Source organism: Candidatus Methylomirabilota bacterium (genome assembly GCA_003104975.1).
GTDB lineage: Bacteria > Methylomirabilota > Methylomirabilia > Methylomirabilales > Methylomirabilaceae > Methylomirabilis.
The window spans coordinates 261,513-280,008 of sequence record PQAM01000010.1 but is presented as its reverse complement, the minus strand read 5'-3'; the positions used below and the strand labels follow the sequence as shown (position 1 = coordinate 280,008).

Annotated in this window: 18 protein-coding genes and 1 pseudogene; 10 read left to right on the top strand and 9 right to left on the bottom strand. The window is 61.3% G+C overall.

The window, feature by feature from the left end; all coding sequences use genetic code 11:
* Positions 1–15: 15 nt before the first annotated feature.
* The 4 genes from C3F12_08195 to C3F12_08180 all read right to left on the bottom strand — a co-directional run bounded on the left by C3F12_08195 (position 16) and on the right by C3F12_08180 (position 3,734).
* Entirely contained in the window at positions 16–1,479 is a 1,464-nt protein-coding gene (locus tag C3F12_08195) for a nitrogen regulation protein NR(I) (GenBank protein PWB46035.1), read from the bottom strand.
* A complete protein-coding gene (locus tag C3F12_08190; protein PWB46034.1) occupies positions 1,476–2,693 on the bottom strand; it encodes a PAS domain-containing sensor histidine kinase in 1,218 nt (405 codons plus the stop codon). The genes C3F12_08195 and C3F12_08190 overlap by 4 nt, the downstream gene beginning before the upstream one ends.
* Before the next feature lie 358 nt (positions 2,694–3,051).
* Positions 3,052–3,267, bottom strand: a complete 216-nt coding sequence (locus C3F12_08185; GenBank protein ID PWB46033.1) for a DNA-binding protein — start codon at positions 3,265–3,267, stop codon at positions 3,052–3,054.
* A gap of 227 nt (positions 3,268–3,494) precedes the next feature.
* On the bottom strand, positions 3,495–3,734 hold the full coding sequence (locus C3F12_08180; protein ID PWB46032.1) for an AsnC family transcriptional regulator: 240 nt from the start codon (positions 3,732–3,734) through the stop codon (positions 3,495–3,497).
* Positions 3,735–3,985: 251 nt separating this feature from the next.
* Here C3F12_08180 and C3F12_08175 point away from each other — a divergent pair, with 251 nt between their 5' ends.
* From C3F12_08175 to C3F12_08150, 6 genes and pseudogenes are all read left to right on the top strand, one after another.
* Positions 3,986–6,133: an NADH-quinone oxidoreductase subunit F gene (locus C3F12_08175; GenBank protein ID PWB46031.1), complete on the top strand. Its 2,148-nt coding sequence runs from the start codon at positions 3,986–3,988 to the stop codon at positions 6,131–6,133.
* Entirely contained in the window at positions 6,130–8,832 is a 2,703-nt protein-coding gene (locus C3F12_08170; protein PWB46030.1) for a formate dehydrogenase subunit alpha, read from the top strand. The genes C3F12_08175 and C3F12_08170 overlap by 4 nt, the downstream gene beginning before the upstream one ends.
* Positions 8,833–8,956: 124 nt before the next feature.
* Entirely contained in the window at positions 8,957–9,196 is a 240-nt protein-coding gene (locus tag C3F12_08165; GenBank protein ID PWB46029.1) for a DUF2191 domain-containing protein, read from the top strand.
* The gene (locus C3F12_08160) at positions 9,183–9,584 is read left to right on the top strand and encodes a hypothetical protein (GenBank protein PWB46028.1); all 402 of its coding nucleotides are present in this window, start codon (positions 9,183–9,185) and stop codon (positions 9,582–9,584) included. Before C3F12_08165 ends, C3F12_08160 begins: the two co-directional genes overlap by 14 nt.
* Positions 9,585–10,036: 452 nt before the next feature.
* On the top strand, positions 10,037–10,267 hold the full coding sequence (locus tag C3F12_08155) for a hypothetical protein (protein ID PWB46027.1): 231 nt from the start codon (positions 10,037–10,039) through the stop codon (positions 10,265–10,267).
* Positions 10,264–10,637 (top strand): annotated as a pseudogene (locus tag C3F12_08150) (hypothetical protein). Before C3F12_08155 ends, C3F12_08150 begins: the two are co-directional and overlap by 4 nt.
* 323 nt (positions 10,638–10,960) lie before the next feature.
* Here C3F12_08150 and C3F12_08145 read toward each other — a convergent pair.
* From C3F12_08145 to C3F12_08130, 4 genes are all read right to left on the bottom strand, one after another.
* The gene (locus C3F12_08145) at positions 10,961–11,179 is read right to left on the bottom strand and encodes a hypothetical protein (GenBank protein PWB46026.1); all 219 of its coding nucleotides are present in this window, start codon (positions 11,177–11,179) and stop codon (positions 10,961–10,963) included.
* Positions 11,180–11,777: 598 nt separating this feature from the next.
* Positions 11,778–12,233: a hypothetical protein gene (locus C3F12_08140; GenBank protein PWB46025.1), complete on the bottom strand. Its 456-nt coding sequence runs from the start codon at positions 12,231–12,233 to the stop codon at positions 11,778–11,780.
* A 300-nt stretch (positions 12,234–12,533) separates the two neighbouring features.
* Positions 12,534–12,929, bottom strand: a complete 396-nt coding sequence (locus C3F12_08135; GenBank protein ID PWB46024.1) for a putative toxin-antitoxin system toxin component, PIN family — start codon at positions 12,927–12,929, stop codon at positions 12,534–12,536.
* A 7-nt stretch (positions 12,930–12,936) separates the two neighbouring features.
* Positions 12,937–13,125 (bottom strand): hypothetical protein, encoded by a 189-nt coding sequence (locus C3F12_08130; GenBank protein PWB46023.1) that lies wholly within the window; start codon positions 13,123–13,125, stop codon positions 12,937–12,939.
* 265 nt (positions 13,126–13,390) lie between these two features.
* On the opposite strand from C3F12_08130, the gene C3F12_08125 reads away from it, so the two are divergent.
* Genes C3F12_08125 through C3F12_08110 form a run of 4 tightly spaced genes read left to right on the top strand, consistent with a single transcriptional unit; the run spans position 13,391 to position 17,669 of the window.
* Entirely contained in the window at positions 13,391–14,344 is a 954-nt protein-coding gene (locus tag C3F12_08125) for an MFS transporter (GenBank protein PWB46022.1), read from the top strand.
* Positions 14,341–15,108 (top strand): ABC transporter permease, encoded by a 768-nt coding sequence (locus tag C3F12_08120; protein PWB46021.1) that lies wholly within the window; start codon positions 14,341–14,343, stop codon positions 15,106–15,108. Before C3F12_08125 ends, C3F12_08120 begins: the two co-directional genes overlap by 4 nt.
* 3 nt (positions 15,109–15,111) lie before the next feature.
* Positions 15,112–16,707: a hypothetical protein gene (locus C3F12_08115; protein PWB46020.1), complete on the top strand. Its 1,596-nt coding sequence runs from the start codon at positions 15,112–15,114 to the stop codon at positions 16,705–16,707.
* On the top strand, positions 16,704–17,669 hold the full coding sequence (locus tag C3F12_08110; protein PWB46019.1) for a hypothetical protein: 966 nt from the start codon (positions 16,704–16,706) through the stop codon (positions 17,667–17,669). The genes C3F12_08115 and C3F12_08110 overlap by 4 nt, the downstream gene beginning before the upstream one ends.
* Here C3F12_08110 and C3F12_08105 read toward each other — a convergent pair whose 3' ends face one another.
* Positions 17,670–18,431 carry a CDP-diacylglycerol O-phosphatidyltransferase gene (locus C3F12_08105; GenBank protein PWB46018.1) on the bottom strand — a complete coding sequence of 254 codons (762 nt, stop codon included), beginning with the start codon at positions 18,429–18,431 and terminating at the stop codon, positions 17,670–17,672. It lies immediately after the preceding gene.
* Positions 18,432–18,496 lie beyond the last annotated feature (65 nt).

The following is an 18,496-nucleotide window of genomic DNA, read 5'->3' as shown; positions in this document are numbered from 1 at the left end:
ACCGACGGTCGGCGCTCAGCCTTTCGCCTCATCGTCATCACCGCGACCGGGCGCCACTCCCAACTCCCGCAGTTTCTTGCGGAGCGTGTTCCGATTGATCCCGAGCAACTCAGCCGCCCGTAACTGGTTGCCGCCGGTTCGCTCCAGGACACGCAACAGCAAGGGCCGCTCCAACGCCGCGAGAAAATACGCGTACAGTTGCCCGTCCTGTTCCTGTTTGAGACGGGACAACTCGCCCGTAATCCCCTGCGACAGCAGCCGCTCGAACGATGATCGACCGCCGCTACCGCTCGCGGCCTCCGCCTGCAACAGGACGGCAGGCAGATGCTCCGGCAGGACGAGAGAGGTCGGGGCCAGCACACAGGCCCGTTTGACCGCATTCTCCAGTTCGCGGACATTCCCCGGCCAGTGGTACGCCAGCATCAGTTCGAGCGTCTCAGGCGGCAGGCTCTTCGGCTCCTGCTTCTGCTCTTCTGCAAAGCGGTGGAGGAAGTGATTCACCAGCAGCGGGATATCCTCAATTCGCTCCCGGAGAGGCGGCAGCATGATGGCGACGACGTTCAGACGGTAGTACAGGTCCTCTCGAAAGCTCTTCTGTGCGACGGCCGCCTCGAGATTCTGATTGGTGGCGGCAATGACCCGCACATCCGCGGACAGCGATCGTTCGCCGCCCACCCGCTCGAACTGCCGCTCCTGGAGCACACGCAGGATCTTGGCCTGCAGGCCGATATCCATATCCCCGATCTCATCGAGGAAAATGGTTCCGCCCTCGGCCAGTTCAAACTTGCCGCGTCGGAGGGCACTGGCGCCCGTAAAGGCGCCACGCTCGTGGCCGAACAGTTCGCTCTCCAGCAGGTCGCGAGGAATCGCGGCGCAGTTGACGGCCACAAACGGACGCGCCGACCGCCGGCTGTTGTAATGAATCGCCTTCGCCAGCAGTTCCTTGCCGGTACCGCTCTCGCCTCTGATGAGGACGGTCAGGTCGCTGGCCGCCATCTTCCCTACCAGCTTGAAGATCTGCTGCATGGCCGGACAGAGTCCGACCACTCCCCCGAAATCGAAGGGCCGACCGCCAAGCGCCTCCATCTGCGCCACCCGCTCGGTCAGCTCGCGGATCTCGAATACCCGCCGGACGAGGATGGCCAACTCGCCGAAGTCGAAGGGCTTCGTGATGTAGTCGTAGGCCCCACGCTTCATCGCCTGGACGGCCGCCTGAAGCGTACCGAACGCGGTCATGATGATTACGGGAAGCTCGGGACGGACCTCCTTGATCCGGCTGAGGGTCTCCAGCCCCTCGGCACCCGGCATCTTGATATCCATGAGAACCAGATCGATGCCGGGGTCGGCGGACTTGGCGAGTCCCTCCACCCCGTCGGCGGCCAGTACGACCCGGTACCCTTCGCGCTCCAGCGCCTTGCGGAGGGCCCACCGGATACTCTCCTCGTCATCGACGACCAGGATCTGTCGTGTCTGCGTCATGGCAGGGGGCCCTGCACGGCCCAATGAGGGTCGTGGTGAGGTGAGACGGCCTCGGATTGCTTCGCCAGAGGCAGCCATACCCGAAAGTTGCTGCCCCTGCCCGGCGTGCTGGTCGCCTCCATCGCCCCGCCGTGGTCCTCGACGATTCGGAGACAGATGGCCAACCCCAACCCGGTCCCCCCCTCTTTTGTGGTGAAGAACGGCGTAAACAGGCGCCGCTCGATCTCGGGATCAAACCCGCTTCCCTGATCGATGACCTCGACGACAGCCACCGACCGACCTCCACAGCACTTGGCGGACCGCTCATACCGTGTTCGGATAATGAGGTCCCCTCCATTCGGCATGGCTTCCACTCCATTCCGGATCAGATTCAAAAAGAGCTGCCGCACTTCCGCAGGATCGGCAAGGATCTCCGGCAGTTGCGGGTCGTACTGACGCTGGACAGCGACACGGGCCGTATGCAGTGGCACCCGCTCCAAAAAGAGGAGGCTGTCAAGAATCTCGTGCAGATTACATGCGCGCAGAACCGGGCCTCGAGGCGTCGCGAACGACAGGAGGCGCTCGACGATCGCGCTCAACCGGTCCACCTCTTTGACGATCACCGAGGTATATTCTCTCAGGAGGGGAGGGAAGCCAGGCTCACCCTCGAGCAACTGCGCCGCCCCTCTAAGGCCGGCCAGCGGATTTCGAATCTCGTGCGCGACCCCGGCAGCCACCGTCCCGAGCGCAGCCAGGCGGTCCGATCGTTGCACGCGCTCCTCCAACTCCCTGATCCCGGTCTGATCCCGGATGGCCAGGACAATACCCCGCGCCCGTCCCGTACCGTCACTGATGAGGCCGGATATGGCGCTGATGACCACGTGCGAGCCATCCGCCCTCGTCAACCTGACATCGAAATCGGTATGCGTTCGGCCGGTCTCCATGGTCTTGCGCACCAGTTCCTTCAGCGCGCGATCATTCGGAAACATCTGCTCAAAGGGCCGCCCCTGAAACATCTGCGCTGAGAGTCCCGTCAACTCTTCTGCCGCCGGGTTGATGGAGCGGATCTGTCCCCCCGGCTCGACGATGATGATCCCGTCCTGCAGACTGCCCAGCAGATCTTCATAATAGGCCCGCATCGACTCGATAGAGGCGCTGAGCTCCTCGCAGCGCCGTCTGAGCCCCTTAACCTCCGACGCGTTGAGCGTATCCCGTTTTTCAGGCCTTACCGGCACGCGCTATCCCCTTCAATGCCATCACGCTCATGGATGACCGGCAACACGATACACGGCCTCCGCTCCATGGATCGGGCTGACACCTGGTTGCTGTCGTCGTAGAGTCGATATCGGGGTCGATGTTCCACCCGGTCTGTGTGGATCAACGATCCGGAGGCTACGTACACCGTGGGATCGCGTCGAAGGCGTAACCGGCGGAACGGTTGAGACGATCGAAGGGGGAACGATACGGTGGAAGGGTAAGACGGGGCCGGCACGGGCGGCCCCGTCGATACATCACACGCGGAAGAAAGGGTTCACCTGTTTCCGCCGGCGTGTCGACAATTGCATCCGGACTGCTGTCGCCCTGCGCCGCCACCTAGGACTTGCGGTGATGCTTCTGATCGTGAGCCCGCTGGCTGCTGATGATCCAGTCTTCGATGGCCTCTTTTTTAAACCGCCAGACGTTCCCAAGCTTCCATGCCGGGAGCGTCCCCTCTCGCGCCATCCGGTAAATCGTCGACTTGTTGAGCCGGAGGAAGCGAGCGACCTCCTCCAGGGTCATGATTGTTGGCCGTCGCTCCTGCTTCTGCATTCGTGCCCCCTTCATCGGCTGACTCCACAGGCCTCATTGCCTGCCGTTGCCGTCATCGACGGTTATTGGTTGATTCGTCCGCCCCGATCTCTCTACACCATCACAGCGCGTAACTCTAAATGGCAAATACTGACCTTGTCAAGTGTTTTCTAACAGACAGTCGTCGGTCGAGCCGACAGGTCAGGAGCAACAACAATAACAACAACGGACACGGTCGCGTGAAGGTCTCACTCGACCACGACGTTCGTCGTGGTGCGCAGTACCCCGGACACCGCCTGGATCTTCGAAATGATCGTAATCCCTAATGCGTTGATATCCGGCCCCTCTACAAAGGCAATGACGTCATGTGGCCCGGTCACAGCATGCGACAGCTTGACCCCGGGAATAGTCGATACCTGATTGGCCACGTCTTTCGACCGACCCGCTGCACACTCAAGGAAGACAAACGCGGATACCGCCAATCCCATTCTCCCCAGCGTCGCACGGTAGTATGACCGTGTCGCGACCTGCCCGGGCCGTACAACTGCACAGCCCTACGTCCATACAGTTCATCTAACATCTTCCAAGCCAAAGTGCAACAAAAAAATAGCTTCAGGCACACTTGCTCAATCGTGACTGGACGTCTCATCATTCGCCCTTATAACCCTTGACATGAAGGCGGTCTTCATGCGACTGTCCCGGTACGATAACGTATCATCCGATAGACTGTGCAGAATTCGTGAGGGGCATAATTGTGGCACCACTTGAGCAACCTGGGGTTGGTGCGCTGATCACGCAGTTCCCTCGGGAGCGGACCTGGCTGCTCCCCGCACTGCAAGCGGCACAAGAGGCCGAGGGTTGGCTGAGTCCGGAGAGCCTCATCGCGCTCGCCCTGCACCTCCGAGTACCTGAAAGCGAGGTGTACGGCGTCGCCACCCACTACCCCGAGTTCCGCCTCGTCAAGCCGGGTTCCCGCCTCATTCGAGTCTGTACCGGCATGAGCTGCCGTATCCAGGGTGGATTGACATTACTCGACGCCTTGCAAGACCGCCTTGGCCTCAGGGCGGGCGAGACATCACCAGATGGCGCCGTGACGCTCGAAGCGGCCGACTGCCTCTTCCGGTGTTCGATGGCCCCTGTCGTCGAGGTAGATCACCGCTGTTATGGGCGGCTGACGATGAACCGACTCGACCGTATCTTTGACGCTCCGCCTGCTCGATCATCCTCCATCTCCGTCCCGGCCTTGTCACGGTCGACTGGCGACACGCCGATGGCGACCCTCGGGCGGCTTGTCGAACAATCGCGTACCCGTGCGTCTTCAGAGTTGACGCTGATCGTCGGTATAGGCAGTTGCAGTACGTCGGTCGGGGCCGATCTCTTGCTTGATCGACTAGTCGAAGAGGTAAGTCGCCAAGGATTGGCCGCGACCGTTGCGGAGGGAGGCTGCAACGGGATGTGCTATGCCGCTCCCGTTGTGGAACTGCACCGACACGGCTGGCCGCGGATCAGCCTTAAACGGGTGACGCCTGGGCAGATCCCCTCGCTGGTCTCGGCACTCAAGGACAACCGGCCTCCCGCGGAGCATGATGCCATCGCGTGGGAACCGTCGTCCTGGCGTGGGATCCCCGGTCTTGATCAGGAACCGTTCCTGCGCAACCAGCACCGTGCTGTTCTTGAGCGTTGCGGGACGGTGAATGCGAACGATCTGGCCGATGCCCTGCGCCAGGACAGCTATGCCACATTCGCTCGTATCCTCGAACAGGGCGATCCGCTGGCCGTGATTCACGAGGTCAAGGTCTCCGGCCTGGCCGGACGCGGCGGGGCCTACTTCGGCGCTGCGCACAAATGGGAGGCCTGCCGCAACGCGCCGGGATCCCCCAAGTACCTCGTCATCAACGGCGAGGAGGGCGAGCCCGGCATCTTCAAGGATCGCCACCTGATGGAGGGCGACCCCCATCGCCTCCTGGAAGGGATCCTCCTGGCGGCCTTCGCCTCGGAGGCCGACCGCGGCATCCTGTTCATCAACGGCGAGGCCGACCTTTCGACGCGACGGATGGCACACGCACTCCAATCGGCTGAGGCCGCCGGACTCCTTGGGGAACGGGTCCTCGGCAGCGATTTCTCCTTCCACCTTGAACTTCGGCAGGGTGCGGGCGGTTTTATCCTCGGAGAAGAGACGGCGCTGATGGAGGCCATCGAAGGCAAGCGCGCCATGCCGCGCCCCAAACCGCCGTTCCCGGTGGAGGCCGGGCTGTGGGGCAGGCCGACGGTCATCAACAACGTGGAGACCTTGTCGGCCGTGCCGCTGATCGTCGGTCGCGGAGGCGCCTGGTTTGCGGCGCTAGGCGGCGGGAAAGGAACCAAGCTATTCGGCCTCTCCGGCCGCATTGCGCGGCCTGGAATCGCGGAGGCGCCGATGGGCGTAACGCTCCGCCACCTGCTCGACGCGATCGGCGGCGGAGACGGGAATGGGCAGCCGCTGAAGGCGGCGCTCGTCGGCGGACCATCCGGTGTCATCGTCCACCCGAGCCGGTTCGACGAGCCGCTGATCCCCGGCGGGACGCTCTCGCCGGGAAGCGGCGGGGTCGTCGCCCTTGGCGATGGCGTATCGATCAGTGATGTCACCCGGACCCTCCTCGCCTTCAATGCGCAGGAGTCATGCGGCAAATGCACGCCGTGCCGAGAGGGAACAGGCCGCCTGCTGGCGCTCCTGCGGCAGCCTCAGAACCCAGGTCGGCGAAAGGAGCTCGAGGAGTTGGCCGAGGTGATACGGCTGGCCTCGCTGTGCGGCCTGGGCCAATCGGCGCCCCTGTCGCTCCTCTCGGCGCTCGATCAGTTTTCTCAAGAGATGACCTCAACCCCGCCCGAGAGCGGCAGAAAGGGATGACGATGGGCGATGCGGTCGTCACTCTGACCATCGACGGAACCGAGGTCGCGATCGCATCCGGGGCAACGGTCCTCGACGCCGTCAACCGGCTTGGCATCCCACTCCCGCAATTGTGTAAAGACCCGGATCGGCCTGCACTGGGCGCATGCCGGAGCTGTCTGGTCAAGGTCGACGGGATGCGCGGCTTCCCGGCCTCCTGCTACCTCCCCGCCCGCGACGGGATGGTGGTCTCGACCAACGATCCGGCTCTGACACGGATCCGCAATGGGGTCCTTGACCTCACCTGCGGTATGGCGACCCCCTCGTTCGATCGGCCAGGGTTCGGCCAGCTCTCGGATGCCTGCGCCCGACTCGGTTTCTTCCAACGCCGCCATATGCCGTGGCGACATGTCCCGGTGGACGATACCAAGTCGTTCTTCATCCTCGATCGGGACGCCTGCATCCTCTGCGGCCGCTGCACCGTCGCCTGCGATGACGTTCAACTGATCGGCGCCATCGCCCTGTTGGGGCGCAGCAGCGCGACCAGGGTGGGGGTCGTGAGCGACGGCTCGCTCGCCTCGTCCGTCTGCACCTCATGCGGGCAGTGCGTCGCCGCCTGCCCGACGGGGGCCATCCGTCCAAAGGAAATGCCCGCGGCCGCCATGCGGGAGGTCGAGACGACCTGCCCCTACTGCGGCGTCGGGTGCGGCATCCGCCTTCGCGTTCGGCCTGATGGGCGCCTCGCGCTGATGGCCGACGACGTTCCCACGAATCGGTCGAGTCGCGGGATGCTCTGCGTCAAGGGCCGGTTCGGCACCGGATTCGTCCATGCGGCCGACCGGGTCACCAGACCTATGGTGCGCCGCAATGGGGGCTGGCAACAAGTATCCTGGGACGAGGCCCTTGATACGGCGGCGGAGGGTCTGGTCAGCCATCGCGGGCGCTTCGGCGCGCTCGCCTCGGCGAAGGCCACCAACGAGGAGGGCTATCTCGTCCAGAAGTTCGTCCGAACGGTCATGGGCACCAACAATATCGATCACTGCGCGCGCCTGTGCCATTCACCCTCAGTGGTGGCGATGCTGCGCTCACTCGGCTCCGGGGCCACCTCCAACTCGTACGACGATTATGAGGAGGCCGGCTGTCTGATGGTCGTCGGCTCGGATCCATCGTCGAACCATCCGGTCATCGGCGTCCGCCTTCGCCAGGCTGTGAGCCGGGGCGCGAGACTGATCGTGGTGAACCCGAAGCGGATCGAGCTATGCGACCAGGCGGACCTCTGGCTGCAGCAGCGGCCGGGTACCGACGTCACGCTCTTCAACGCGATGGCGCGGGTGATCATCGACGAAGGGTTGGCCAACCTGGAGTTCGTGCGCAACCGGACTGACGGATTCGAGGCATGGCGGGCGTCACTGGAGCCGTACACGCTTCCGTTCGCCGAACAGGCGACCGGTATCCCGCAGGCGCAGATCGTTCAGGCCGCCCGGTGGTACGCGAAGCCTCTTTTCTCCGGCTCCTGCCTGCTCTGGGGGATGGGGGTCACACAGCATACCAATGGAACGGCCAACGTCCACGCCTTACTGAACCTTTCCCTGGTCGCGGGCCAGATGGGGTTTGCCGGCTCCGGCATCTCACCGCTTCGAGGCCAGAACAACGTACAGGGGTGCTGCGATGCCGCCTGCCTCCCCTCACACCTCCCCGGCTATCAAGGCTACACACCGGAGGTATTAGACTCGTTCGGGGCAGCCTGGGGCGTTCGACCGCCTGAGAACACCGGAATGGCGCTCACCGAAATGATCAACGCATGCCTGGACGGATCAATCCGGGCCATGTACCTGGTCGGCGAGAACCCCCTCCTCACCGAACCCGATCTTCACCACGCGAAAAAGGCGCTCTCTAACCTCGACTGCCTCGTGGTTCAGGAGCTGTTCCTGCACGAGACGGCAGAACTGGCCCACGTCTTCCTGCCCACGGCCGCCTTTGCCGAGAAGGACGGAACGTTCACCAACTCGGAGCGGCGCGTCCAGCGGGTCAGAAAGGCGATCGATCCGCCGGGAGAGGCCAGACCGGACTGGTGGATCACCTCCGAACTGGCCAAACGGGTCGCCGGTAAACTCGGTCTGACGAGCGACGGTTTCAACTATACCCACCCCGCTGAAATCTTCGATGAGATGGCGCGACTGGTCCCGTTTCTTGGCGGCATCTCCTATGATCGATTGGACCGTGAAGGCGGGATTCAGTGGCCCTGTCCGACATCGGATCATCCGGGTACCCGCTTCCTCTACGCCGAGTCGTTCCCCATCGGAAAGGCGACATTCATTCCTGTGACTCAGACAGTCGAGGCGGCCGAACTGCCCGATCCCGAGTATCCATTCCTCCTGAACACCGGTCGTATCCTTTACCACTGGCATGGCGGGACACTGACCACGCGTGTCAAAGGACTCCTCGACCTCGCGCCTCGGCTCGAGGTCGCCATCAATTCGGACGATGCCCGGCGACTTGGCCTCGATAAAGGCGCGCCGGTTCGCCTCATCTCCAGACGGGGGGAACTGACCGGATTCACGCAGCCGACCGACGCCGTCAGGCCGGGCGAGGTCTTCGTCCCCTTTGTGAAGCTGGCCGAGTCGGGCGCGAATATCCTGACCAACGCGGCCCTCGATCCCCTCGCCAAGATCCCCGAATACAAGGTCTGCGCCATCCGCATCGAACGGCTCGACCAGTAGTCGCATATATCCGAAAACACTATCCACCTGCGTAGTACGCGCTCTGCGGAGTGCCGCTCGCCGGATTCCCTTGACGGCAGCGTAGACAAGCATACAATATAGTCATCAGAAGGAGGTGCTTACGATGCGCACGACGATCAATCTGGATGACGAGCTGGTTACGGAGCTGATGCACGTGTCAGGGGTTAAGCGGAAGCGAGAGGCTATCCACCTGGCGATCTCTGAATTTCTTCGGAGGAAGAAGATTGAGGGATTACTCGCCCTGGAGGGGAAGGTTCACCTGGACCTCGATTGGCGTAAGCTCGAAGAACAGGAACTGAAGACTCAGGCCGAACGCGAGAGACGCTGGCGTGGTCATCGCTGACACATCTCTCTGGATCGAATATTTCAAAGGGGGGAGCGAGCCGGCGCGTGCCGGCCTCCGGACCCTCATTCGCACCGAACAGGTCGCCCTTGTGGGCGTGGTAGTGGCTGAACTACTCCAGGGATGCCGCTCCTCTGACGAGGCCGATACCATCCTCTCACATCTCACTGGTCTCCGCTTTCTGGATACCAGCTTCATAACCTGGAAGCGAGTTGGAGAGCTGTCGGCGTCGCTCCGACAGAAAGGCGTCACGCTTCCGCTGTCCGACCTGATCATCGGGATCCTGGCCATCGAGCATCGGTGCCAGGTCTATACTCTCGATTCGCATTTCAAGCTCATTCCCGGTCTTCGACTCTATGCCCCGCCTCGTTCGCCTATGGCCCGGTAACCTCATCGTCTGGGCCCCCCTAGAAGAGCTTCCCCCCCTTAGTGTCGCGCGTGTGAAATTCGTTGTATATTTTTCCGACGTCATTCCAGCCAAGCCCGCACAGCGGGCGCGAACGAGAATCCAGGGAATAGCGCGAGTTCTGGAGTCCCGCTCCCCGCTTACAGCCCGCAGGGATAAGCTTCACTGGAATACCGCATGCGCCGCTAGTGCACTCATGGAGATGAAAGCGCTGCCTTCCCCCTCGCCTCCCGGGTACCCTTTGGGTGCGGAAAGGGTTGGGGGTGAGGAGGCGTAGAACCCACGGCAAACAACGGAACGCGTCGCGCGGCTGCTCTATGCTTAGGCCGTAAACCAAACCTTGTGCAGAAGGAATAAAGGCGTTAGCATTGTCATGTCGAGGAACTTGTAGTCCTACGGTAGGATGCGTAACCTGAAGTCGGGAGGTGAGAACGGTGAAGTTTACGCGCATTACGATCAGCCCCAGACAGATGGGCGGCGTACCCTGCATCCGGGAGTTGCGCATACCCGTGGCCACCGTGGTCGCGATGGTAGCTGACGGGATGCCTGAGGATCAGATTCTCGCCGCGTTTCCTGACCTCGAACGGGAAGACATCCGTGAGGCGCTCCAGTACGCAACCGAGGCGCTGCGGGAGCGCGAGCTGCCGCTCGTCACGAACCCTTGAGATTCCTTGTTGACAACGCGCTCTCGCCACTCATAGCGGACGGACTACGCAATGCCGGACACGATGCGGTGCATGTGCGCGAGCATGGATTACACACCGCCGATGAGAAGAGATCTTTGACCGCGCCGCCATCGAGTCGCGTACCGTAGTGTCAGCGGACACCGATTTCGGAACCCTCCTCGCGCTTCGGGAAACTACTCGCCCCTCCGTGATCCTCTTTCGCATGACCTCACCCCGTCGCCCGGAGGCACAGGTAAAGCTGCTTCTCAGGAACCTGCCGGATCTTCAAGACGCTATCGATCAGGGAAGCGTCGTCGTCTTTGAGGCGGCACGCATTCGCATCCGCTCCTTACCTATCGCGGGGATGTAATTCGCGGTATTGACAGATTGCATAATCTTGATACACGCCACGGATCCCTTGTTCCGCACCCTCCCCTTCGTCCGCTTCCTGGGAGATGTAAACATCCCTGCTTAAACCACCACGACGTCCACTCCCGAAGCCTGGATTCGCGGATGCGTCGCTCAGGCTCTTGCCACCCAACGGCGAGTAGCGGCAGCCCAGTTCGCGTAATTTCACATTAGAAGCAGCGGGCTAACGTGTTGCGGATGAGCAGCGGTCAAGCACCGCTCTTCACCACACGTCTCGCGCCGTCTACTCGATCCGCTTATTAGCCACATCGGAGGGGCGGCAGATTAGCGGTCCAGTAAGTCTCTCAGGGCGGTAAGCGTGAGCGGGTCGTCCCGACGACGATGAATCATCCGATGGCAGTTCGCGCAAACAACAACCATGTCTGTTTCGGGATTCACGCTCGCCGCTCCGCCGAGTTCGCTCACCGGAAGGGCGTGATGCACCTCAATGTAGCCTTCGCCGCGATGACCGTAGACTTCTGAGAAGTCGAATCCACACGCCATGCAGGTGATTCCGTGAATCCGGACAGCATCCGCCCGCAGCTTGGATTGCGTTCGAAGTAGTTGCTCAGGTGCGACTTCTTCGTTCCCTCGAATCGCTCTTCCTCTAGTGACAGAGAGTCGAGATCAGCCTCGATCGTAGCGGTCGTAGAATCCATCTGTCCGTAGGCGTTATAGAACGGCCGCAACGACACGCCAGGCACCTCTGTGAAGCGGTACGCGTAGTCGTCGGACTTCACATGCAAATTCACATTGCCGCCGCTATCAGGAGCTAGCCCGGAGACAAGTGTGTTATTCGGTACTTAGCAAGTGATATCTTTATTGGGAGGATAAAACAAACGCCAGTATTCCGAGTTAGACGTTCGGCGAAGAGGTGGGTACCCCATATATTGTCATTGCATCGAAGTCCCCTCATCCTCATCCCCACATGGGGGCAGGGGATGAGGTGTTCCTGGATTCCGGCTCGCGCCCGCGATGCGGGCTTGGCCGGAATGACGGCGGAACAATTGGGTGCGGGTCCGATCGGCGTATCGGTTTTCACCAACCCCTCGTAGAGCGGCATGAGCGATGACATCTCTGGAGCGAAAAGTTCGTCGAGATTCTATGCCACGGCACGGTCAGTAACCGCTGGGGATCGCTTCTGACCGAGAAGCTTCAGACAGAGAGCGCGTATCGTCTCCAGTTCGTGATAGAACTCGCGTCGCGCCTCCTCTGCGGGCAAGCACTCAAACAGATCGGGTAACTGGGTCCCCCGACTCATCACGGCATCAGCCTCCTTCTTCCGAAGAGTTTTCCGGACGAAGAGGCAATTATCGGCGTGGTAAAAACATTCCACCGCTTCAGTGGGACTGAGCAACCCGCTGGCCAATGATTGGACAAGCCCAAGGTTCACAAGCGCAAACAGTTCTAGCCGTTGCCTCTGGCTCCCGGGCACCTCCGAGAGCAGCAGACGTGATGGATGGCGCTGCTTCATGGACTCACCATTGGAAAACAGCGTAGCCTCTTTGGGCTCCTTGCCCCCGAAGGACTGTAACCGCTTGGCCTCGCCTTGACCCAATGGTTAGACGTGTTAACCCCTAGTCAGCCGGTCTTGGCGCGACGAGCGGGTTTTTTCGCTGGTAGAGACACGACCTTACGACTACTTTTTTGCTCTTGTTCCTGCAGGTCGCGACAAATGGCATCCAGGTCGTAGTTAAACTTCGCCGCATGTCTCTGCCGGATCTTTCTCACTTCTTCAACAATTGGGTCTTTCCACATGCTACTTCCCCATCAATTCTTCAGGCGTGCAGATCACAGGCGGTTCGTAACCCCGCAAGTGGTACATGATCGCCACCGGCCGCCTGAGACTCGAATAGCTTCAGTCTTGAATGAAGGTTTGCGGTCTCACGATCCTGAGATCAAAGGATAAATCAGCAATATCGAGAAGGTCGTTATCCCCGGTAATTAATATCCCGGCCTTTGCGGCGTGGCAGCATTCGAGTACCACGTTATCTTTGGGGTCCCGGGAGAGCGAGAGGCCTTCCGCAGGATAGACAATCTTTGCGCGTGACACAACGGCAGCAATGCCCGCAATGAGCGCTTGCATCTGTTTGTGAGTAATCTTCTTTTGTGCTTCAAGCTTGATGGGCGTCTGCCGATATTCCTGAAGCAGTGCCGGTGAAACACAAATATCTGCTTCCCTGAACGCCTTCGTTATCGCTTTGGCAGGAGTACCCTTGAAGGCAAAGGCTGATACCAACACGCCGGTATCGATGACAACCCTATCTCTTTTTTTCGTATGCCTTTCTCCTTACCGATCGTACGGCATTCTCAATGTCCTTTATTGTCAGTTCAGTCTTCTTGAACGCCTCCCCGGCAATTTTGAAGGCTGCATCAAGTCGGTCCTCGGGAGAAAGGACAGATAGGATGTAGTCATCCGGAGTAATCTTTTTAGCTGCACCAACTGCCATAACAAGAACCTCCTTCCGCAAGATAGTCGCTTGCCCGTCGTTTGATCGAAAGCTTCACCCGTCTCAACGATTCTCTTTGAAAGAAACGAGCGGAAGAAGCCTGGCACCGCGACGAGTTTCCGGCCAGTGGTGAAATTATGCATGTGGTGCAGGTCCGTGTCAATCCCACTGACGTTGCAGGCAGCCGGCATAATCGTGTACAATATTCGATGGTCTGACGGGGTTCGGGCTGCCGAGCGGCAGCAGGCAGGCAACGGGAGAGACGATGATCGAAGCGGACAGGCTGACGAAATATTACGAGAAGCATACCGCCATTCGCGACGTCTCCTTTACGGTGGAGAAAGGCGAGGTCGTGGGGTTTCTCGGCCCGAACGGGGCCGGGAAGACCACCACGATGCGGATCCTGACGGGGTGTCTACCGCCCAGCAGCGGGACGGCCCGCGTCGCCGGCTACGATATCCTGACCGAGTCGCTCCAGGTCCGGCGACGTATCGGCTATCTGCCGGAGAACGTGCCGCTCTACACCGATATGAAGGTAGCCGACTATCTGGCATTCGTCGCCGAGGTCAAGGGTGTGGAACGCGGGAAGCGGCGCCAGCGGATCGGCGACATCATGGACAAGTGCGGCGTGGCGAAGGTCCGGCGGACCCTGATCGGGGCGCTGTCTCGCGGCTATCGCCAACGGGTCGGGATCGCCCAGGCGCTGCTCAACGCTCCCGAGGTCCTCATCCTGGACGAGCCGACCATCGGCCTCGACCCGAGGCAGATCATCGAAATCCGGCAGCTCATCAAGGAGCTGGCCGGTCAGAGTACGGTCATCCTGTCCACCCATATCCTGCCCGAGGTCAGTATGCTCTGCCATCGGGTGATCATCATCAACAACGGACAGATCGTGGCGGTCGATACGCCGGAGAACTTGACGGTCGGACTGCAGGGTTCCACCAAGCTGCGCATCAGGGTGGAAGGCCCGGTCGATCAGATCGGGATGGCCTTGACCCAGCTTCCGGGCGTCCTGCGGGTCATGGCCGATGACGAGGTCCATGAGACCGCCCATTGCTTCGTGGTCGAGTCGGAACGTAAGTGCGATCTCCGCCGCGAGGTATCGCGCCTGATCGTTGAGCGCGGCTGGGGGCTGCTGGAGCTCCGGCCCGCCGATATGAGCCTGGAGGAGATTTTTGTCCGCCTGGTGACCAAAGAGACGCAGGAGGCGCAGGGATGAACGTCCTGGCGATCTTCAAGCGGGAGTGGCGGGCCTACTTTGCCTCGCCGATCGCCTACGTGATCTTCACCATCTTTGCGCTGATCTCGGGCTACTTTTTCTACGGCCTCCTCACCTTCTTCTCGCTCAGCAGCCTGCAGGCCGCCATGAACCCGACCTTCGGTCGTAGCCTGAACGCCTCCGAGTGGATCGTTCGCCCGCTGTTTCGGGATATCGCCATTACGATGCTGCTGCTGATGCCGGCCGCCACCATGCGCCTGTTTTCGGAAGAGAAGAAGAGCGGGACCATCGAGCTGCTGTTCTCGTATCCGATCAGGGACTGGGAGCTCTTATTGGGGAAGTTCCTGGCGGCGTTGGCGCTCTACTCGGTCATGCTGGGAATCAGCCTCTTGGATATCGCGCTGCTCAGCTTTTTCGCCACGCTGGAATGGGGACTGATCTTCAGCGGCTATCTTGGTCTGCTGCTCCTCGGGATGGCCTTTCTGGGGCTCGGGCTCCTGGCCTCGTCCCTGACCGAAAACCAGGTCGTCGCCGCCGTCGGGGCGTTCGGCGTCCTGCTGTTGCTGTGGGTCATCGGGTGGACCACCGAGGCGGCCGGTCCGACGCTGGGCCCCATCCTCTCGCACTTATCGATCATCAACCATTACGACAGCTTTGCCAAGGGGACTATCGAAAGTCGGGATGTCATCTTCTACCTCAACTTTACCCTGCTCTGCCTCTTCCTGACACTCCGCTCGCTGGAATCGAAACGGTGGAGAGGCTGATCCATGGATAAGCTGACGCGCCTCGCCCTTCCGTCCGGCCTCATCCTCCTTGTTGCCGGCGGGATTGCCTACAATATCCGACCCGATCTGAAGGCATGGACGGGGGGCGTCCTCCTGCTCGGGGCGATCCTCATCCTGCTTAGCGTCTATCGTGCCTTTGGTACGATCACCCTTTGGCTGAATCGGCGTTCCACGAAGACCGGATTGAATGTCGGTCTGATGACGATACTGGTACTGGGGATTATCGGTCTGGTGGAGATCATCTCCGCCAGGCATAATACGCGGTTCGATCTGACCGCAGGCAGGCGATACACCCTCGCCGATCAGACCAGAAAGGTCGTCAAAGGCCTGACCAAGGATGTCCAGGTGACCGCCTTCTTCCGGGCCGACCAGGCAGAGCGCCGACCCGCCGAAGAACTCTTACGCCAATATGCCGATCTCTCGCCGCGGTTCCGCTTTGAGGTGGTCGATCCCGACAGGAATCCCGGCAAGGCCAAGCGGTACGGGATCGCCACCTACGGCACCACGATCCTGGAGATGCCGGAGAAGGAGGAGAAGATCCCGGAGGTCGACGAGGAGCGCCTGACGAACGGGCTGCTGAAGCTGCTGCGCGAAGGGCCACGGATCGTCTATTTCCTCAAGGGGCACGGCGAAAACGAATTGGAAGACGGATCGCGCAACGGTTACCGGCAGGCCAAAGAGGCCATCGAGAAGGCTAACTATCAGGTCAAAGAACTGCTGCTGCTTCGGGAACGGGAGGTCCCACAGGACGCCGCGATGCTCGTCATCAGCGGCCCGAAACGCGATCTGGCCGAATCGGAGCTACAGGCACTGGACCTGTTTGTCCAGCGGGGCGGCAAGCTCCTGATCCAACTCGATCCGTATGCGGCGCCCAACCTCAAGGCGTTTGTGGCCCGATACGGCATCACCGTCGGCGACGATGTGATTGTGGATCAGTACGCCCGCACCATGGGCGGCGACTACCTGATGCCGATCGTCTCAACCTATTATCCGCACGCAATCACCCATAACTTCACCCTCGCCTCCCTCTTCCCCTTCGCGCGCTCGGTTGATGTCGCCAGACCGTTGCCGGAGGGGGTGACGGTGCAGAAGCTCGGGGAGACCGGACCGGGGAGCTGGGCGGAGACCGACAAGGGCGAGTTGAATCGCGGCCAGCTCAGCTTCGAACAGGGTCAGGACCGGCCTGGACCGGTCCCGGTAGGAGTCATCGCCACGGTCCAGGGCGCGCAGACGGACGCCGCAGCCTCGGGTACCCATACGGCAGAAAAGGCCGGACAGGAACAGGGGGCACAGACGCAATCGAGGATCGCCCGGCTGGTGGTCTACGGTAACTCCGGGTTTGCCAGCAACAATTTCCTACACTTCTCAGGTAACCGGGATCTCTTCCTGAACAGCATCAGTTGGCTGGCCGAGGAGGAGGCGATGATCGCCATCCGACCGCAGGAGGCCGGGACCACCCCGATCATCCTGAGCGCGACGCAGGGGCGGATGGCCTTTTGGATGCTGGTCGTCGTGGTGCCGGGCCTGTTTCTGATCTCCGGCACATCGATCGTCATGGGGCGCAAGCGGTCGCGATGAGGTGGCGCTCGCTGGGCGTACTCGCGCTGCTGCTCGTGCTTGTCGGGGTTGTCTACTACGCCCTGGAGGGCAAGGGGACGCAATCCGGATCGGACGGCAGCCGATTATTTCAGGCCGACGAGAAGGAGATCGAGACCATCTCGATCAGGAAGGGCGATGCGCTGATTGTCCTTACACGCGAGGGCGAAGGCTGGCGGTTGACCGAACCGGTGCGCGCGACAGCCGACAGTACCGAGGTCGGCTCGCTGCTCCATGTGCTCCTCGACGCTCAAAAAGAGCGACAGATCGAGGAGACGCCACAAGACCTTGCCGACTACGGACTTGACCATCCCTCGCTCCACCTCAGCCTGACGCTCAAGGGCGGCCACATGCTCCCGACGCTGCTGCTGGGCGATCTGAACCCCAACGGCCGGTCGGTCTATGCAAAGCGCCCGGACCAGCCGGCGGTCTTCCTCGTCACCGTCATGGTGCGGCTCCGTACAGATAAGAAACCGGACGATTTTCGCGACAAGACCCTGCTCGTCCTGGAGCCGAATCAGGTGACCCGGATCGAGCTGATCGGTACAGGACAACCGATCAGCCTCAGCCGGACTCACGGCAAGGGATGGGAGATGGCCAGGCCGATTACGGGGAGGGCGGATGCCGCCGTCATCGGGCAGATGCTCTGGAAGATCAAGGATGCCCGCGTAGAGGCATTTGCCGACTCCGCCGGTCCCGACGCCAGGCGCCGGTATGGCCTGGAGCGCCCGGACCTGATCGTGGAGCTGAAGGAGGGGGACACCGCAAAGCGACTGTTGCTGAAGAAGGCCGCCGACCCCAAGGTCGGGCTCTATGCCATGACTGATTCCGGAAAGGATGTCATGACCCTTGACGCGCAACTCCTGACCGATCTCGCCAGGTCACCGTCCGATCTGCTGGACCGATCCACACCACAGAACCCACCCGTGTCGTCCTCACGCTGATCAGACTTGGGAAGAGGTACGCGCGTCCTCGACCAGCAGGCGCCAGTGCAGCGCAAATGAGAGGACGACATAGTAGATCGGGTACAGTAGAGACCAGGCCACCAGTGACGGGGACGGCTCGGGAAGCTGCCAGAGGAGAACCAGGAGCGCGATGCCCCACAGGATGCTCACTCCGACGGTCAACGGACGAAGGGTTCGGGTGCGGCCGGGATAGACATATTTGATCGGCACCAGCACCATCATCGCCGCAAAGAGGGTGAAGGCGGCGTTGAACCAGAGGGGGCTCCCCCCCACGTAATAGTAAAAGGCCAGGACATTCCAATACGAGGGGAATCCGGTAAAAAAGTGATCCGGCGTCTTGGCAGAGACATGACAGAATCGGTAGGCGCTGGCGAGCAGCGGGAAGGGCACAATCCAGATCGAGGCCGACGGCGGCAGCAGGTTGGCCTCATGGAGCAAGACGATCGGGACGACCACGTAATTCAGATAGTCGACGATATCGTCAAGCTTGGCTCCGTCAAACTCCGGCAGGACCTCTTTGACGCGGGCGATCCGCGCCAGCGGCCCATCCACCGAATCAAATATGACCGCCAGCACCATCCCGTAAAATGCCCCCCGGTAATCGCCCCGGTGGATGGCGACGAGGCACCAGACCCCGATGACCGCCCCCAAGGCGGTGAACAGATGCACCGCCCACGCCACTACCCGCCGCCCCGCATGCTCCTCTCGTACCATGCCGAACGCCCACTCCTCCCCGGTCATTCCACCGATAACCGTCGCACCATATGAGTGACTTCGCTCTTATCGAATTGTCGGTCGGATGAGCG

Excerpts from the sequence above, each read along its gene's own strand:
- C3F12_08195 (PWB46035.1), bottom strand. The coding sequence starts at position 1,479 with ATGACGCAGACACGACAGATCCTGGTCGTCGATGACGAGGAGAGTATC.
- C3F12_08185 (PWB46033.1), bottom strand. The coding sequence starts at position 3,267 with ATGCAGAAGCAGGAGCGACGGCCAACAATCATGACCCTGGAGGAGGTC.
- C3F12_08180 (PWB46032.1), bottom strand. The coding sequence starts at position 3,734 with ATGGGATTGGCGGTATCCGCGTTTGTCTTCCTTGAGTGTGCAGCGGGT.
- C3F12_08170 (PWB46030.1), top strand. The coding sequence starts at position 6,130 with ATGACGATGGGCGATGCGGTCGTCACTCTGACCATCGACGGAACCGAG.
- C3F12_08165 (PWB46029.1), top strand. The coding sequence starts at position 8,957 with ATGCGCACGACGATCAATCTGGATGACGAGCTGGTTACGGAGCTGATG.
- C3F12_08145 (PWB46026.1), bottom strand. The coding sequence starts at position 11,179 with ATGGCGTGTGGATTCGACTTCTCAGAAGTCTACGGTCATCGCGGCGAA.
- C3F12_08130 (PWB46023.1), bottom strand. The coding sequence starts at position 13,125 with ATGGCAGTTGGTGCAGCTAAAAAGATTACTCCGGATGACTACATCCTA.
- C3F12_08125 (PWB46022.1), top strand. The coding sequence starts at position 13,391 with ATGATCGAAGCGGACAGGCTGACGAAATATTACGAGAAGCATACCGCC.
- C3F12_08120 (PWB46021.1), top strand. The coding sequence starts at position 14,341 with ATGAACGTCCTGGCGATCTTCAAGCGGGAGTGGCGGGCCTACTTTGCC.
- C3F12_08115 (PWB46020.1), top strand. The coding sequence starts at position 15,112 with ATGGATAAGCTGACGCGCCTCGCCCTTCCGTCCGGCCTCATCCTCCTT.
- C3F12_08110 (PWB46019.1), top strand. The coding sequence starts at position 16,704 with ATGAGGTGGCGCTCGCTGGGCGTACTCGCGCTGCTGCTCGTGCTTGTC.
- C3F12_08105 (PWB46018.1), bottom strand. The coding sequence starts at position 18,431 with ATGACCGGGGAGGAGTGGGCGTTCGGCATGGTACGAGAGGAGCATGCG.